This is a genomic window from Eubacterium ruminantium (genome assembly GCF_900167085.1).
Taxonomy (GTDB): Bacteria; Bacillota; Clostridia; order Lachnospirales; family Lachnospiraceae; genus Eubacterium_Q; species Eubacterium_Q ruminantium.
Genome location: NZ_FUXA01000007.1, coordinates 1 through 17,799, shown reverse-complemented (window position 1 = coordinate 17,799; position 17,799 = coordinate 1). Strand labels below are relative to the sequence as shown.

The 17,799-nt window shown below is 35.2% G+C and carries 19 protein-coding genes; 18 read left to right on the top strand and 1 reads right to left on the bottom strand.

Going from position 1 to position 17,799, the window contains the following annotated elements; translation table 11 throughout:
- The first annotated feature begins 3 nt into the window (after positions 1-3).
- The 14 genes from B5D25_RS05685 (at position 4) to B5D25_RS05620 (ending at position 15,088) form a co-directional block, all read left to right on the top strand.
- Positions 4-4,395: an ATP-binding protein gene (locus B5D25_RS05685; RefSeq protein WP_078786998.1), complete on the top strand. Its 4,392-nt coding sequence runs from the start codon at positions 4-6 to the stop codon at positions 4,393-4,395.
- A gap of 185 nt (positions 4,396-4,580) precedes the next feature.
- Positions 4,581-5,006: a pyridoxamine 5'-phosphate oxidase family protein gene (locus B5D25_RS05680; protein WP_078786997.1), complete on the top strand. Its 426-nt coding sequence runs from the start codon at positions 4,581-4,583 to the stop codon at positions 5,004-5,006.
- Positions 5,007-5,045: 39 nt separating this feature from the next.
- On the top strand, positions 5,046-5,561 hold the full coding sequence (locus B5D25_RS05675) for a 2'-5' RNA ligase family protein (RefSeq protein WP_078786996.1): 516 nt from the start codon (positions 5,046-5,048) through the stop codon (positions 5,559-5,561).
- A 318-nt stretch (positions 5,562-5,879) separates the two neighbouring features.
- A complete protein-coding gene (locus B5D25_RS05670) occupies positions 5,880-6,269 on the top strand; it encodes a DUF4417 domain-containing protein (protein WP_078786995.1) in 390 nt (129 codons plus the stop codon).
- On the top strand, positions 6,269-6,727 hold the full coding sequence (locus tag B5D25_RS05665) for a hypothetical protein (RefSeq protein WP_078786994.1): 459 nt from the start codon (positions 6,269-6,271) through the stop codon (positions 6,725-6,727). The genes B5D25_RS05670 and B5D25_RS05665 overlap by 1 nt, the downstream gene beginning before the upstream one ends.
- On the top strand, positions 6,728-7,240 hold the full coding sequence (locus B5D25_RS05660; protein ID WP_078786993.1) for a hypothetical protein: 513 nt from the start codon (positions 6,728-6,730) through the stop codon (positions 7,238-7,240). It abuts the gene before it with no gap.
- A gap of 27 nt (positions 7,241-7,267) precedes the next feature.
- Positions 7,268-8,122, top strand: a complete 855-nt coding sequence (locus tag B5D25_RS05655) for a phospholipase D-like domain-containing protein (RefSeq protein WP_159444091.1) — start codon at positions 7,268-7,270, stop codon at positions 8,120-8,122.
- Positions 8,123-8,421: 299 nt separating this feature from the next.
- The gene (locus B5D25_RS05650) at positions 8,422-9,504 is read left to right on the top strand and encodes a HigA family addiction module antitoxin (RefSeq protein ID WP_078786991.1); all 1,083 of its coding nucleotides are present in this window, start codon (positions 8,422-8,424) and stop codon (positions 9,502-9,504) included.
- A 226-nt stretch (positions 9,505-9,730) separates the two neighbouring features.
- Entirely contained in the window at positions 9,731-10,501 is a 771-nt protein-coding gene (locus tag B5D25_RS05645; protein ID WP_078786990.1) for a DUF4417 domain-containing protein, read from the top strand.
- Positions 10,501-11,016: a hypothetical protein gene (locus tag B5D25_RS05640; protein ID WP_200803235.1), complete on the top strand. Its 516-nt coding sequence runs from the start codon at positions 10,501-10,503 to the stop codon at positions 11,014-11,016. The genes B5D25_RS05645 and B5D25_RS05640 overlap by 1 nt, the downstream gene beginning before the upstream one ends.
- Positions 10,991-11,362 carry a hypothetical protein gene (locus B5D25_RS05635; RefSeq protein ID WP_078786989.1) on the top strand — a complete coding sequence of 124 codons (372 nt, stop codon included), beginning with the start codon at positions 10,991-10,993 and terminating at the stop codon, positions 11,360-11,362. Before B5D25_RS05640 ends, B5D25_RS05635 begins: the two co-directional genes overlap by 26 nt.
- A 13-nt stretch (positions 11,363-11,375) precedes the next feature.
- Positions 11,376-14,432 carry a DEAD/DEAH box helicase gene (locus B5D25_RS05630; RefSeq protein ID WP_078786988.1) on the top strand — a complete coding sequence of 1,019 codons (3,057 nt, stop codon included), beginning with the start codon at positions 11,376-11,378 and terminating at the stop codon, positions 14,430-14,432.
- A 221-nt stretch (positions 14,433-14,653) separates the two neighbouring features.
- On the top strand, positions 14,654-14,854 hold the full coding sequence (locus B5D25_RS05625; RefSeq protein WP_078786987.1) for a hypothetical protein: 201 nt from the start codon (positions 14,654-14,656) through the stop codon (positions 14,852-14,854).
- 3 nt (positions 14,855-14,857) lie between these two features.
- Positions 14,858-15,088: a hypothetical protein gene (locus B5D25_RS05620; RefSeq protein WP_143000648.1), complete on the top strand. Its 231-nt coding sequence runs from the start codon at positions 14,858-14,860 to the stop codon at positions 15,086-15,088.
- A gap of 44 nt (positions 15,089-15,132) precedes the next feature.
- Here the strand turns inward: B5D25_RS05620 and B5D25_RS05615 are convergent, their stop codons facing one another.
- Positions 15,133-15,396 carry a hypothetical protein gene (locus tag B5D25_RS05615; RefSeq protein ID WP_078786985.1) on the bottom strand — a complete coding sequence of 88 codons (264 nt, stop codon included), beginning with the start codon at positions 15,394-15,396 and terminating at the stop codon, positions 15,133-15,135.
- 222 nt (positions 15,397-15,618) lie between these two features.
- Between B5D25_RS05615 and B5D25_RS05610 the strand changes: the two genes are divergently transcribed.
- The 4 genes from B5D25_RS05610 to B5D25_RS13055 form a co-directional block, all read left to right on the top strand.
- The gene (locus B5D25_RS05610; RefSeq protein WP_078786984.1) at positions 15,619-16,008 is read left to right on the top strand and encodes a hypothetical protein; all 390 of its coding nucleotides are present in this window, start codon (positions 15,619-15,621) and stop codon (positions 16,006-16,008) included.
- Positions 16,009-16,024: 16 nt separating this feature from the next.
- Entirely contained in the window at positions 16,025-17,026 is a 1,002-nt protein-coding gene (locus tag B5D25_RS05605) for a type II toxin-antitoxin system antitoxin SocA domain-containing protein (protein ID WP_078786983.1), read from the top strand.
- A 185-nt stretch (positions 17,027-17,211) separates the two neighbouring features.
- Positions 17,212-17,499 carry a hypothetical protein gene (locus tag B5D25_RS05600; RefSeq protein ID WP_078786982.1) on the top strand — a complete coding sequence of 96 codons (288 nt, stop codon included), beginning with the start codon at positions 17,212-17,214 and terminating at the stop codon, positions 17,497-17,499.
- Between the two features lie 90 nt (positions 17,500-17,589).
- On the top strand, positions 17,590-17,799 hold a 210-nt coding region (locus B5D25_RS13055; RefSeq protein ID WP_341465073.1), incomplete at its 3' end, for an integrase.

The following is a 17,799-nucleotide window of genomic DNA, read 5'->3' as shown; positions in this document are numbered from 1 at the left end:
ATTATGATCAGAAATAAGACTTTAAAAAAGTTAATATCATTTATTACAATTTGGGCATGTATTATTACATGCCTATTTGTAGTATCGGGAAATGGACGGATCAGGAAAGTTAAAGCTGAAACCGGCTCGGACCATTTTAAAGTTTCTGAATATATTTCTACGTTATTTACTCAGGATAACGGACTCGGAAGTAACGAAGTTAACTGTGTATATCAGTCGGCGTCAGGTTATATATGGGTAGGTACCGACGGCGGTCTTTACAGATATGACGGAAATGAGTTCAAGGTTTTCAATCTTTGGGATACGGAGAAAGCGGATGTTTACTGTATAAATGACCTTTTCCAGGATAGCCAGGGAAGACTTTGGATAGCTACCAATAATTATGGTCTTTTCTACAAAAAGGGAAATGAAATGCATCATTTTTCTTCTGATTACTATAACGGTATAAAGACGATCAATGATGTGTGTGAAACTGAAAATGGAATCATTTTTGTAGCCGCATCAAACGGACTTTTTAGAGTAAATGAAGATTCTTTGGTCCTTACTCCCGAAGATTATTTCCCTGATAAAAATATTAGAAAGATCACATACTTTAACAATAAAGTATGGGGTATAGACGGAGGCAACCAGTTATTCAATATCAGTTTTTCCGGTGATGGAGCAAGTATTGTCAGAACCGAAAAGACAGAGAATTTCGGGATAGAAGAACTTACTTGTCTTATAGCGGGTGAAGATGCTATATATGCAGGTTCTGTAAGTGGCGAGATAATTAAAGTAACAGAGCTTTCAAATGTAACAGAATACGCTTCCGGAAACTATGGTATAAATGACATGTATTTCGATAAAGATACCCTTTATGTATGTACTGATAACGGACTGGGATATATCGGAAATGACAGTGTTTACCGTAATATACAGAATCTTAAAGTAGATAGTTATATATCTTCGATGATAGTAGATTATGAAGGTGGAATATGGCTTTCATCTTCAAGAAACGGACTTCTTCATCTGGCGATGAGTAAATTTACTGATTTTACTTCCAGAAATAATCTTCCGGAGTATTCAGTAAACTGTATAAAGGTTATCGATGGCAACAGATATGTCTGCACCGATGAAGGACTTTATATAATCAATACTCAGAATAAACTTGAAAAGAATGAACTTACAGATGTGTTAAAAGGCGTCGGCGTAAGTGATATTATAAAAGACCGTTATGGCAATATCTGGGTTGCGACATTCAGACGTTTTGGTATTTGCAAATGGAATGGCAAGGATGAACCGCAGTTTTTAGGAAGAGTTAACGGGCTTCCATCCAATACTATAAATAGTCTCATTGAATTACATTCGGGTAAGATAGCTGCAGCAACAAGCGAAGGAATTTCCATAATAGATGGAGCGAATGTTGAGAATTATACAGTTAATGATGGACTTGATTATCCGAATATCACTTCCGTTATAGAAACAGATGACGGTAAGATTATTGCCGGATCTGAAGGTGGCGGAATATATGTGATAAGTGGTAAGAATATAAAGAATTACAATACCAAGAACGGTATGACATCGGATATGGTTACCTGCATCACTAAAGGTGAATCAGGATATTATATCGGAACGGATAACGGAATTACATTTTATGGAGATACAGTAAGAGCTCTCAGCAGTATTGATTTCTCCAACAATGTATATGACGTTGTTCCAAGCGGCGATACTGTTTGGGTTATTGGATCTAAGGGTGTTTTGAAGACAAATGAAGCTGAGCTTCTCGGTACATCGGGAATTTCTTCAAGATACTATGTAAGAGGTGACGGACTTATCCGTACTGTAAACGGTTCATCGAAGTCAGCGGTTGATTCGAACGGTGTGCTTTATATCTGCTGTACAAGCGGTATTGAGACCATGAATACAGAGAATATAAAGATCAATACAGCACCTCCAAAACTTACTGTTTCAGAGATTGATGTAGACGGCAAAGATTATTCATTTGACGAAATCGGTGGAAATCTTACAATTCCTTCTAAGACAAACAAGATAACGATCACATTCGGTGTTCTTACTTATGTCAATAGAGAGAACCTTGAAGTTAGCTACAATCTTAGCGGATTTGATAAAGAGACTATAAGGATTTCCGGAAATGCACCGATGCAGGCGCAGTATACCAACCTTGACGGAGGAGAATACACATTCTACCTTTCGGCTGTAAATGCGGATGGAGTGCAGAGTGAAAAAGCCATGACATTTACCATCGAAAAGGAATTTGGTTTCTTTGAGAGAAGGAGTGTTAAGATTTCAATCATTGCCCTTGCAGTACTTCTTGTATCACTCGCTGTATTTGTATTTATGAAGTTAAGGAAAGTGCTTCGCGGTAAGAACAAAGAGCTTGAAATGCTTGTTAAAGAGCATGAAGATACAGTTAAGACAAGTACAGCCAAGAATGATTATCTCGCAAATATCAGTAATGAGATCAAGATTCCGATAAATGCCATAATCAATCTGGCGGAAAATACGATGAACAGTGGTGCGAGAACCACTGAAGAGCAGGAGAACCTGAAGAATATTGTCATTCAGAGTACTGATATTATTGATAAAGTTGATGGTATTATCCGTCTTGCTAAGCTTGAGTCGGGACGTGAAAATTCAATCAATGCGCCTTATTCGATCACAACTCTTGTATGCGACCTTTCCGATAGAATGATCAACATGATTGGTGACAAACCAATCAAGTTTTTCGTTGAACTTGGTAAAGATATACCTGATATACTTATAGGTGACTTTGAAAAAATCAAATCCGTTCTTATGTATCTTCTGGATAATGCTCAGAAGTATACAAGAGAAGGGTCGATAACACTCACAGTTGACTGCTATAAATATTCGGATCCAAAGAATGAAAGACTTTACAGTCTTGTATTTGGTGTAGCAGATACAGGTATCGGAATTCGTAAAGACAGACTTGATCATATATTTGAAGTTTACAATATCACAAGTAATAAGCAGGAGTCCGGATATCCGGGGACAGGTATCGGACTTGCTATTGCCAAGAAGCTTTCTGATGTTATGAACGGAAGCATTGATGTCGAGAGTACATATGGAGTAGGTTCTACATTTACATTTTCAATAATTCAGGAGCGACCTGAAGGAAGCATTTATCAGACAAATGTTAATGCTGACGTTATTGAACTTGTATCCATGGAAGAAGCTGAGCAGATGTGGACGCCTGATGTAAGTATCCTCTTTGTCGATGATGTCGAGCTCAATACAACCGTAGCGGCGGGTATCATGAATCAGATGGAAATAAAATGTGATATCGCTTCATCGGGAATCAATGCCATTGATATGGTAATGAATAATGAATATGACCTTGTATTCATGGATATGATCATGCCGGTAATGAATGGTACTGATACAATGAAAGAAATCAGAGAATTAAATGATGAGAAGTTCAGTAGCCTTCCGATTATTGCCATGACAGAAAATGTTATCAGTGAAGATAGACAGAAACTTATAGAAGAAGGTTTTACGGATGTTATCTTAAAACCTCTTGATAAGAGAAATCTTGCAACAATGATCATGAATAACGTGGACAGAAGCAAGGTTAAGTACAGAACATCGGATATGAGCCAATATATCAAGGAGTCCAGATACAGCGAAGGTCTTGAGAAACTTTCACTGAAACTTGATGTTGCAAAGGTGCTTGAAAAGATTGGCGGAAATATCAATGTTTACAACAAAATGCTTTCAAGTTTCTATACAAGAAACAAGAATGTTGAAGAGGAACTTCGCTTGAAATTCCATGAGGATTACAGAGGATTCCGAAGCAGAGTACATGCTATAAGAACCAGCAGCGGTAACATCGGTGCCGTGGGTATAGTCAATATGGTTTCAACTATAGAAGCTGCAGTAAATATTGGAAATAAAACATATGTAAGCGACAATCTTGAGGATTTCCTTGAAATGATGCAGGATACAGTCGATGCCATCGGCGAATATGTTTTATTTGTAGAAACAAGGAAAGGTATAAGTGACACGGAATTTGCAGCCAATAAGGTCGAGGAAGAAAATCGTGTAGTTGAGGAAAAGGTTAAGGAAGCCAAAGAGGAGAAATCCAAAGAAGAAAAAGCTGAGGAAGATAAAGGTGTGGAAGAAGAAAACGTAGATGATGACGAGAAAGAGATTCTTCAGGAAAGCGACCTTATGGATATTGACGGACTTATGCTTATAGATAAGTATGCGAAGGATGAGAATATTGAAAAAATCCGTGAGGAGTATGATAAACTCATGATGATCACATATTCTTCCGATGATAAAGATTTCCTTGATGTTCTTGGTGAGAACATTAAAGAAGAGAATTATGAAAACATCTCAGAACTTGTACATACATATCTTGATCTGAAAAGTTAAATAAAATGATAGAGCGTCTATAAGTAGAAGTACTTCTGGGCGCTCTCTTCATCTGTTCAGAAAAATTGGTTTGTGATATATTTTATATGTTGCCATTTGTTATCGAAGAATTAATGTGATTTGATAAACTAATGTAAAGAAAAATAAAATTATAAAACTATAACACAAGAAAAGGATTTAAAAATATGTTGAATAATCATTTAGAAAAATTTATAGATAAGCAGAATGTGAGTTTTGTTACTTCAGTAGATGAGGAAGGATTTCCAAATATTAAGGCTATGCTAAAGCCTCGAAAGAGAAATGGTTTAAAGGAATTTTATTTTTCTACGAATACATCTTCTTTGAGGGTTAAGCAGTTTCGGGATAATCCAAATGCCAGTATATATTTCTATCATAAGGGCTTGATCAAATATGAGGGCATCATGTTAATTGGAACCATGGAAGTTCTGACAGATCAGGAAACAAAGAATATGATCTGGAGAAGAGGGGATACCATGTTTTACAAAAAGGGAGTTACTGATCCGGACTACTGCGTTCTCAAATTTACCGCAATAAAGGGAAGACATTACTGTAATCTAAAGACAGAGAGTTTTAATTGTGATGAATTATAGATTCTAAGGAATTATGAATATAATGAACGGAGATTGAAAATGAATTTAAGAACTATAATGATTTTTCCGACATTTGAAAATATCGAAATAATAAATTCTATACGTGACAAATATGATCCTCTTGCCAATCTTGTGAGGCCTCATATAACTATTGTATTTCCGTTTGAATCCGATATGAGTAATGAGGAAGTTACAGATATTCTGAATAAGAGACTGATGGGAATAGTTCCATTTGATATAGAACTGAAGGACCTTGGTAAATATACTGATGCGTCGGGGAACTATCTGTCTCTATACCTGACTAAAGGTGCTGATGTTATAAAAAGAATTCATGATACGTTATATGGGAATGAGTTTAAGTCATATGATATCGGGGTTGAATATGTGCCACATATTACAGTTGGTAAGCTTCCAACAAAAGAAGAGATGGAGGCGGCTTATGAAGAAATAAGGGATATTGACGAGGTGTTTTCAACTAAGGTAAGAAAGATTTCTGTTGAAATGATTGGTGAGAACGAAGAGTCGATAATTATTATCGAAAAGGAATTAGAATAATGAGAAATATAATTATTGTAGGTCCAAGCAGATCTGGAAAGTCGACTCTAGCAAAAAGGTTACATGACGAATATATGCTTTGTGTAGAAGGAGAATATATCGTAACTATAGATGGAAAAGAATATGTCATAATAGGGACAAAGTCGCGGAGGCCTTATAAATAGGGTGCTCCCATACTTTGTCCTTTTTCAAAAAAGCGTTTTTTCTGATTTTTAAGGGATATTTTTCTTCAAATATTGTTATATATGCGGGCCTGATTATCATAGCAATATAATACAGGAGGATACCAACCAGATCTACGACTAGGGTAACGGTTTTATTTCTACTGATTACAGTCTGTATAGGGACTATGATGATGACAAGTTAATTTGGAATTGTTATAGGAACCGTTGCATGGCTTATGCAGTCCAAAAGAATAATGGAATTATGATTCCAACTGCAGGCTTTGGACCTGAAAAAACATGGGACTGGTGTTTTGATGGTTTGCCTATGAATTCTTCTGTTGCTGTAACAACAAATGGAACACTTGATGATCCTGAGGCTAGAAGGATATTTGTAGGCGGAATAGATGCGTTAGTACATACTGTATATCCTAAAAACTTGATTGTATGTGGAAAATATCCGGAATGGTTAAATAATAAGTATCCTAATGTTAATATTGTTGGCATACCTAGTTATGGACAGCAATGGCAAAGGAGGTGCTTATAATGGGTGGATATGGTGGCGCAAGTGACAGAGGAAAAGAGAAAACTTATTATGATTCAGGTGGAAATAAGGTTAAAGATAAAAATGCAATTGAAGTTGGAGAGTACTATATAGATAATGGCCATTATGTTGTTTTTTTGCAAGAAAAACAGGATCAAAAGAGGGCTGATTTATCAATTGATGGAGTTCATACAGAGGTGAAGGGTATGACGTCGACATCAACAAACAAAGTGGCTAATAACATAAAAGAAGCTTTTGATCAAGTTGAGGCAGATAATTACAGATATCCCGCAGATACACATAGAGATGGACAAGTTGTTATTTTTTCAAAATATCCTGATATAAGGACGGCATATAAAGCTGTTTATGGTGGTTATAGAAAAGCAAAGAATAAGGGATATGTTCGTGGTGATGTAAAGTTATTACATAATGGTAAAATGTATCATATAGGAGGAAGATAAATGGCTACATTAAAATGTAAAATATGCGAGTATGGTATTCATTATAATTCTGAACCTTCAGGAGTAGAATATACATTTATTAAGAATAAAGACTGGAAATTAATATGTGATTCGAAGTTTGATTCTAATAAAATAGAAACTGATGAACAAGGATTGTATCCTAAGTTGTATAGAACAGATACTATAGAAGATGACTTTCCAAACATGATAATGAAAATATGGAAATGTCCGGAATGTGGTAGTGTTTATTTGTTTGATAAAAATGGTGATGTGATTAAGACATTCAAAAAAGCAGATCAAAGAGCAGACGGAGAAATAATATGTGAGGGTATTGCTTTTGATGATTATACTTGGGATAAAATGACTGAACTATCGATTCCTAATGAAAAAATAAAAGAGATTCCAACACTATTCGTGAGAGTATTCGAGAAAATGATAGAAGTGTATAAAAAATCAGATTACTCAGATTATGTATGTTCCTATGTTATAATATATAACGAAGAATTAAAATAACATTTATTATTTTGAATGAGGGTAGTGATGAGTAAACATATCGACAAAATCAAATCCGGTGCAACGACTGCATTTATCGATTCGACAAATAAATCCAGTGCTGCATACAAACCGGAATTCATATCAAATGATCATACAAATGGAGTAAAGGTGCTTACATCAATAGAAGATGAGCTTCGCAGATGTGACTCCTTTACTTTTAGTGTTGCTTTCATAACTCTCGGTGGAATAGAGCCACTGCTTCTTACATTTAAGGAGCTTGAAGAAAGAGGTGTTCCTGGAAAGGTCCTCACAACAGATTACAACATGTTTACTGACCCTAAGGCACTTGATAAGCTCGCGGAGTTTAAAAATATCGAGCTACGTATGTATCATGAGGATGCTGTGCTATCAGGAATATCCGATGGAGAATATATAGGTGGGGAGAGTGCAGTTTTAGAAGATGCGACTACTCCGACACCTGATACAGAAAGAATCGGTTTCCACACAAAGGGATACATCTTTAGGCGTGACGAAACATATACATTTATCATTGGTAGTTCCAACATGACAGGAAAAGCGCTCTCTGTTAATAAAGAATGGAATACCAAGATGGTATCAACAGCTGAAGGTGAAATGTATAAGAACATCCAGTCTGCTTTTGATGCGCTGTGGGATGATAAGAATCATACAAGTAAGTATGAGGATTTCATTGAAGAATATAGAACTAAATATCAGACTATAAAGAAGCAGAGAAAACTTGCTGCAAAGGCTAGTCCTGTTGTTTCACTGGAACAATATAGACTTTCACCAAATTCGATGCAGGTGGACTTTATCAATAACCTGAAAAAGATAAGAGAAATGGGGGAAGATAAAGCATTACTTATATCAGCAACTGGGTAATATGTCATAATAGGGACAAAGTCGCGGAGACCTTATAAATAGGGTGCTCCCAGACTTTGTCCTTTTTCAAAAAAGCGTTTTTTCTGATTTTTAAGGGATATTTTTCTTCAAATATTGTTATATATGCGGGCCTGAATATCATAGCAAAATAATACAGGAGGTAATGATACCAGATCTACGACTAGGGTAGGTCTGGTTCTTATGTGCTTGACACATGCGAAAAAAATGTCTATAATTCTATTTAACCAGATGGGTAAGTGATGAACCGCCATATAGTTTTCTGAAAGGGGTTGAATGGTATGGATGATAATAAAAAAATGGAATTACAACATCCGGGAAATGCACTTGCAGAACTTCTTGAAGAGATGGGTATGACACAGAGAGAGTTATCCTATAGAACTGGGGTTACAGAAAAACATATAAGTACTGTTGTAAAAGGTAATAAAGATATATCAACTGCCTTTGCAAAAAAACTTGAATATGCATTATCAAAACCAATGAATTATTGGATAGATTTACAGGCTAATTATGATAATCAGAAGATGAATTTAGAAAAAAATCTAGGTATAGATGATGAAGAAAAAAAAGTATTCAAAAGACTAAGTGATATTATTGATTATTTAGAAAAAACTGAGTTGATATATGCGGCATCAAATGATACTGATAAAATTGTAGAAGTTAGAAAATTTATGGGAGTGAGCAATCTTAAGTATATCTCAAAAATCCAATATAATGCAGCATATAGAGCCCAAGTAAATAACAACGTAAATGTTGATCCATATGTTTTATATGCTTGGAAGAGAATATGTGAGTCTTGTGCTAATAGAATTCAGTTAGATGCTAAGCTGGACATAGATAAACTGAAAAAACGCTTGTACGAGATAAAAAATCTGATGTTTAGCAATCTTTCGGATATTAACAAAGAATTGACTTCTATTTTCAAAGAATGTGGAATAGCATTTATGATCGTGCCTCATTTTAAAGGAGCTCCTGTTCAAGGATTTATAAGTAGACTTGATAATGGAAAAGTTATGCTATGTTTAACGCTTAGACAAAAGAGAGCTGATAAGTTTTGGTTCACATTATTTCATGAGATTGGTCATTTAATCAACGGAGATGTGGATAATAGTTTCGTAGATTTTAGTTCTGTAAAAAGTGATAACGAAGAACAAGCAGATTTATTTGCGGGTAATATATTGCTTGATTCTGAAGCATATAGATTGTTTTTAATGAATGGTGATTATACGCTGAAAAGCATTAAAGACTTTTCAAAACAGCAAAACGTAAAGCCATATATAGTGATAGGTCGACTTCAAAATGATGGTGAACTTGAATGGAATGAATATTCATTAGAAATGGTTTACTATGAATGGGTCGCTTAAACAAAAAAGAAAGCACAAAGCAATGAATCATTACTAAGTGCTCCCTATAGAGTATGCTAACATACTCCCTAGACAAGATTATCTTAGCATACTCGAGAGGGATAGCGCAAGTTATTTGTGATGTGCGCTGTTATTATCGAGGAGTGCAGAATTAATATGTATTCCTCTAATGCAGCTAATAATATAGTTGCATTTATTTGTTTATACCTGAAAGGAGGAATACAAAATGAAAAGGTATGAATATCACACCAATGAGTATGGTGAGAGGGTGGCGGTTCCCAAGGATTTACAAAAACTGCTAAATCTACAATATCTCCGTTATACAAATAAAACACACTCGGTTGGAAGGCATGATCTTCCAGAAATAATATGTAATACGAAGGTATATCCTGATTATATTGCGTTATATCCTAATAAGGCTGAATACAGGAAAACTCCATTTACAGCAGTAGCTTTCTATAATTATGATGATGTATTCGATGGAAAGGACGGTCTTTATAATGCGATATACTATAATGACGAAAAAAGACTAGAGTGGTTTAAAGAAAGATTCAGAGGTGTTAGATTTTTTATTTCCCCTGATTATAGTGAGCTTGGTGACGTAGATGATATAGAAAACAATTACAGAATAAAAAAAGCTAGAGTGGTTTCATTATGGCTTGCTATTGAGATGAATGCAATAGTGATTCCTAATATCACATATCCAACAGTTAATAGTTTATGGTTTTATCTTGATGGCTTAGAAAAATGTACAGTAGTTGCTTTTAGTACAAAAGGTTTTATTGATAATCTAGTTGAACGAGAGTACTTGATTGAGGCGGTTAAATATACAGTGGATCATCTACATCTTGAAGCGATAATAGTATACGATGTGTGTAAGGATGATAAAGAAGCTTTAAAAATATTTAACTACGCAATTGAAAAGGGAATAAAAGTAATAATTCCTGATAATAGTCTTAAACAAAGGAATTCTTCTAGAAAGAGAGGTGATAGATAATGCACAGCTCTGATAGTGGATTGACAAATGGTACAAGTGGATCTCCGCAGACTACAACAGAGCAGATGGAATATTCACAAATTGTATCAGAAAATGAGAAAGAAATTCAGGAACATCATGAATATTTGACAAAGGAATTACCTAAGGGTTCTCCTATAAAAATTCCATCGAATTCAAATATTAATGAGCAAGAAAAGCAAGGATATAAGCAGGTTAAATACACATGGCAACGCGGAGAGTATAAGTATGTTAGTAGATGGCATACTCGAACGCCAGGAGCACCAATAGATCAAACAGACACCTGGGTTGTAGAACGAATTAAACCAGGTATTGGACATGGTCCCAATCCTAGACCTCGACAACATGAAATATTAGTTGGAAAAACTCCAAGTGGTAAGAATAAATGGGTGCCTAAAAGTGTATGGGATGCTGCCGTGCGTGCAAGAAAAAATGGTACAGAGACTAATGAACAAAAGGAGATGTTAGATAATGGACACTGGAAAGATAAAAGATAACATAAAATATTATGAAGGATACGAAGGTGAAACAGAAACGATAATTACTTATAAAAATGTATCTTATCATATATGGAATGGATATATTGAAGATATATTTGGAGATCCTGTTTTAAGCGGTGATGATTGGAATGGATTTACGAGAGATTATAATGAAATGGTTGGTGCTTATGGTGATGACGTGGTAGAATTTATTATATCTCCAGAAGAATATAAAGCAGATTTATTGCTTTATGATAAAAAGAATTTTAATTATGAAGAAACTAAAGAAGTTTACGAAATGATTCTATCAATATTGGATATGGCAGTTAATGATAATGAAGTAGTGTCTGTTACTTCAGAATAGTAAAGAGATAGGAATGAGTAACTATATCGACAAAATCAAATCCGGTGCAACGACTGCATTCATCGATTCAACAAATAAATCTAGTGCTGCATATAAACCGGAATTCATATCAAACAATCATACAAATGGAGTAAAGGTGCTTACATCTATCGAAGATGAGCTTCGCAGATGTGACTCCTTTACTTTTAGTGTTGCCTTCATAACTCTAGGTGGTATTACGCCAATGCTTCAAACTTTTCAAGAGTTAGAAAGAAAAGGAATTCCGGGACGAATCCTGACAACTGACTATAATAACTTTACAGATCCGAAGGCACTTGATAAGTTGGCCGGTTTTAAAAATATAGAACTTCGCATGTATCAGGTGCAAAGTGGAGAAAATATAGGATTTCATACAAAAGGGTATATTTTTAAGAAAGATGAGACTTATACATTTATAATCGGCAGTGCTAACATGACTGATAGAGCTCTGGCGGTTAATAAAGAGTGGAATACAAAACTTGTTTCTACTGAAGAAGGTGAAATGTATAAAAATATCACTGCAGAGTTTAACAAGCTTTGGAGTGATACGAATCATACAAAGTCTTATGATGAATTTATAGAAGAATATCGTATTAGATATGAAACTATCAAAAAGCAGAAGAAGATAGCTCTTCAAAACCTTGTCACTGATATGACATATAACGGTGGCGAGAAAAACGGTCAAGTTGTATCTTTTGAACAGTATAAATTGGCTCCAAACTCAATGCAGGTGGGCTTTATCAATAATTTAAGGGCTTTAATAGAGCGTGGTGAGACTAAAGCACTCCTGGTCTCAGCAACCGGGACGGGCAAAACGTACGCATCTGCCTTCGGACTCCGTGATGCTATGGGTGATAATGATGGTAATGTGAAGAGTGGTTTCAAGAATAATGCTAAGAAATCTAACCGCATTCTTTTCATCGTCCACCGTGAGCAGATTGCAAAACAGGCGATGAAGTCATATAAAAATGTATTTGGTCGAAACAAGACTTATGGACTTCTTTCCGGAAATAGTAGGGATACTGATACGGATATTCTTTTTGCTACTATGCAAATGATGTCGAAGGAAGAAGTTATGACGCGGTTTCCGAAGGACTGTTTTAAGACTATCGTCATAGATGAGGCTCATAGAACAGGAGCGGCTAGTTATCAGAAGATTATGGAATATTTTGAACCGGAATTCTGGCTTGGTATGACGGCGTCTCCTGAAAGAACAGATGACTTTGATGTATTCGCGACATTTGATCACAATATTGCTCTTGAGATTAGACTTCAGCAGGCTATGGAGGAAAATCTCCTCTGTCCATTCCATTATTTTGGCATAACAGATATGGAAATAGATGGTGTAGTAATTGACGAGAAAACTGAAATGGAAAACTTCAGATTCCTTGTTTCTGACAAGAGAGTGGATTATATCACTCAGCAAATGAACTTCTATGGTTATTCGGGTGACAGAGTGAAGGGACTTATCTTCTGCAGTTCCAGAAAGGAAGCAGAAACTCTAAGTGGTATATTTAATGATAGGGGATATAAGACAAAGGCACTCACAGGTGCAGACAGTCAGGAAGAAAGAGAAGCTGCGATAGAACTTCTCACAAAGGATATTCAGGTTGATATAGATGGTACAAAGCATGGTGAATACCTTGATTACATTTTCACAGTCGATATATTTAACGAGGGTGTAGATATTCCTGAAGTGAATCAGGTTGTAATGCTCCGACCTACGGAGTCTCCGATAGTATTTGTTCAGCAGCTTGGCCGTGGTCTCAGAAAGTCTGATGATAAGGACTTTGTAGTTATTCTGGATTTCATTGCTAATTATAAGAATAACTTCATGATTCCGATTGCTCTTTCTGGCGATAGAACCTACAACAAGGACAACATCCGTCGCTATGTTACTGAGGGAGAGAAGGTTATTCCGGGAATCTCGACAATTCATTTTGATGAGATATCCAAGAAGAAGATTTATGCTGCAATCGATACGGCGAACTTCAGTGATATTAAGCTTATCAGAGAAAACTACAAGAATTTGAAATATAAGCTGGGACGCATTCCAAACCTGATGGACTTCGACAGATACGGTGAAATGGATTTACTCCGAATTTTCGATAATAATTCCCTTGGTTCATACTATAAGTTCCTTGTGAAATATGAGAAAGATTATAAGGTAAGGCTTTCCGCAAATGAGGAGAAGATAGTTGAATTCATTTCTAAGAAGTTAGCAAGTGGAAAGCGAATTCATGAGCTGGAAATGTTATCTCGCATGCTGATTTATAAGGATGCGCTGGTTCAGGGGATGAAGACTTTGCTGAAGGAGAATTACAACAAGGACTGCCCGGACAAGGTTGTGAAGAGTGTTGTAAATGTACTCACAAATGAGTTCCCATCCGGTTCCGGAAAGAAGACCTACGAGGATTGTATATTTATCGAGAAGAGCCAAGATGGTGACTTTGAGATAAGCAAGCCTCTACAGAAAATGATTCATAACAAAGAGTTCTACGACATTGTGAAGGAGCTTCTTGAATTCGGAAGATACAGATACGATCGTGATTATTCAAAGACTTATAAGGATACAGAGCTGGTGCTGTATCAGAAGTATACCTATGAAGATGCATGTAGACTTCTTAACTGGGAGCATAATGAAGTACCACTCAATATCGGTGGTTATAAGTATGATAAGGCTACTAAGACATTTCCAGTATTCATTAACTATGATAAAAGTGATGACATTCAGGACACTATAAAGTATGAGGATCATTTCACATCCCGCAGCTCACTCATTGCAATATCAAAGCAAAGTAGAACAGTTGAATCGGAGGATGTTCAGAACTTCCTTCATGCAAAGGAACGCGGCATAGATGTTGAACTTTTCGTGAGAAAGAATAAAGACGATAAAATCTCCAAGGAGTTCTATTATCTTGGTAGAATGACAGCTACAGGATTTACAAGACCATTTATTATGCCGAATACTGATAAGACCGCGGTTGAGATAGAGTGGAAGCTGGAAACACCGGTGAGAGAGGATATATATCAGTATATAGTTAATGGGTAAGATATTTTTCCATTTACGACATCCTATAGCATAAAAATAAAAGGAAATATGGCATATCGTAGTTACGTAATAGTAGCTACGATATGTCTTTTTTTGCTGACTAGGGACATTGAAACCATGATAATCTATGTTATAATTTATTTGTTTTCCGAAACTGATGTGTTTGTTTTTCGGAATGGCTTGTAAAAGTTCTATTACAGTATAAAGAACATAAAGAGTTTATGTATGGAAGAGTAAAAGATGCGACTTCAAATCAAGCGGCGTTAATTGGTGTAAAAAAAGCTTTGGAAAAGATGAATAAGCCAATGACTGTATGTGTTGTTGATACGACATTGCTGGGATTTAAAGGCGCTATGCGGGGCGAGGGTATCAATTGTGAATATGCTTTGTCAGCATTTGATGTTTTGATTGAAAAACATTGAAAAATGATAGAAGTGTGTTGGGGAAAATCGTCGCCAAAACTAAAACATTATATCATGGAAAATGATATAGAAAATGTTGCGAAAAGAAATGATATTTATACTAGTATTGATGATGGAAAAAAATATTATAAAGATAGAATCTATACGGAATGTATCAGTAAGGTTGAAAAGATTCTAAAAGCTAATAATGTTGATAAGAAAATCATATATGAGGTTTTACAGATAAAACCATGAGAATAAGGTGAAGTCGATAAATTAAGACTTCACCTTTATTTGATTTATTGAACGTCTGGGTTATTTCCGGAGTATGACTTTATATCTGGATATTCTTCAGTTACAAATTCAAAAATGATTAATCCGTCATCATATTGCTCTTCACAAGATTCAGGGATTCCTACACTAAACTTCAAATCATTGTTAATAACATCTTCTTTTATATATTCAGGTAGGAAATTTGCATTTTCTTTTGAGATGTACACTTTACTATCTTTATTTAGCCTGAAAATCTTTTTTCTCCAATAATTGGAAATGCTTATCTCCATGGCAACATCACTTATAGATAAGATAATCGTAAGTCAAGACATGAAGATAGAGATACTGTGGAAGTTCACACCGGAACTGCGGGTGGTGAGTTAAGAAGTTTCTTACTAATTCAGAATTTCAATGATAGAGTATTGACAAAATGCTATCATCAGGTTATCCTAATGATAGAAAATACCAAAAAGCCTATCATTCATTAATTTGATTATATGGAGGATAGAATAATGAATAATATAACTCAAGAGGAGATTGAAGAATATCTCTCAGATGTAAAAAAGGCGGTATCTGAAGACAGATATAGATTGGATCGTAATAGTAGAAGACAGGATAATATTGATTTGTTCATTAATTATGTTATTGATGAATCTAAAGCAAAAGATATCATACTGAGTTTGGAGGTTATGGATTTTTCTGAAATAGTACAAAACGAACATGTTGGATTTGAACATGAAATGCTATATATTTTTGGAAAGGATGTTCAATTGCTGGAGAGAACTGGAACTGAAGAAGTGACAGTTTCACTCTACATTAAATTTAACAAGTTGGAAAACAATTATGTGATTGTGATTTCATTTCATGAACAACATTATCCATTAAATTACTATTTTAGATAAAAAGGAGATGGTTGATATGTTAGCGAAGGAAAGAAGAGACTTCTGTATAGGATGTCGCAAAGAAGTAGAATATTATCTGAAGAAAAAAGATATTAAAAAAATAATAAAAGACAAAGAGTATAGTTTTACGATTACAACAGCTATATGTTCTGAATGTGGCGAAGAATTAAGTTTCCCAGGGCTGCTCGATTATAATATTAGAGAAATTGATAAACAGTATAGAGAGGCGGAATGGTTGGTAAGCATTAATGATATACAGAAATTAATGAGCATATATAAGATTGGAAAAGCTCCTTTATCGCTTGCTCTTGGATTTGGAGAAATTACAATTACTAGATATTTGGAAGGGCAGATACCATCAAAAGAATATTCAGATGTGATAAAGACTGCGCTTACTTCTCCGGAATACATGAAAAAATGCCTTTTTGATAATAGAGATAAAATATCTGAAACTGCATTTCGAAAAGCAATCGGGGCTGTTGAAAGCACTGAAAAACTATTCTCGATTTCTCCAAAGATGATAGGGGTTATAGCTTATATATTTAATAAATTAGAGGAAGTAACTCCATTAATGCTACAAAAGCTTCTTTATTATGTTCAGGGTATATACTCAGCATTATATGATACACCTATATTTGAAGAGGATTGTAGAGCTTGGATACATGGTCCTGTATATTATGAGGTTTTTGAGTTGTTTAGAGATTTTAAGTATAATCCAATAGATGATGCTCGTTTTGCTTTATTTAATGGATCGAAAGATAATTTATCTGCTGAAGAGAAAGAGGTTATTGATTTAGTTGTTGATACGTTTGGAATGTATGGTGGTAAAACACTGGAAAAAATAACACATCATGAAACTCCTTGGGTAAATGCTCGAAGAGGTTATGGCGATGATGTTAAATCTAATGAGATTATATCTAAGAAGGCAATAACTGAGTATTTTAGGTATATAGGAAAACAGTATGATTTAAAATCAGAGGATGGTTTGAAGAGCTATATTCATTCAATATTAGGTTAATTTTAGTGATATGTATATTTGAAAGCCAGAAGGTTTATCAAATAGAAAAGCTGGAGGCGTTAGACTCCAGCAATCCCTTGTCAAAGATAATCCTTGACGATAAAAAGCAAAATAATCATAAAGCTAAGGAACACAAAAAATAATATGTTTCCTATGTGATAAAGACTAAGCGGTGAAACTATTATATGTTCTTGCCGCTTTTTTATTGTAACAAAAGAGTAAGTCTGAAGAAAAATATTGATAAGCAAACAAGTCTTATTAACAAGATAAAAATAGAACTAAGGGACTCTTTTGAAGCGTTTGCGTTTAGAAGGATAACTAAAACAGAATACATAGAGTATAAGAATAAAAAAGATGTGATTCTGGCAGATGCAGAAAAGAAGCTGGAAAGATATGAACTTAAGATGCAAGAAAAAGAAGCCCAGGAGGAAACTGTAAACGGTATACTATTTTCCATAGCTGACGGCATTTAATTTTCCATAGTTTCGGCACTTAATTTTCCATAGATCACGCCTTTGGGGATATACTCATCCTCGGAGGTGATAAGAAAGGTGAAAGATTGGATGATCTACGAGAAGATTCAGGAACTGAAACGAAACAAACTAAACAAGTCCCAGGTAAGCCGTCGGCTTGGGATAGATTACAAGACGGTACTGAAGTATTGGGATATGGAGCCTGATGGCTTTGCCAAGGCAAGAGACCAGGCGAAAGAACGGATTCGAAAGGCTGACAGATATCGGGATATCGTCTTAGAATCGCTCCATAAGTATCCC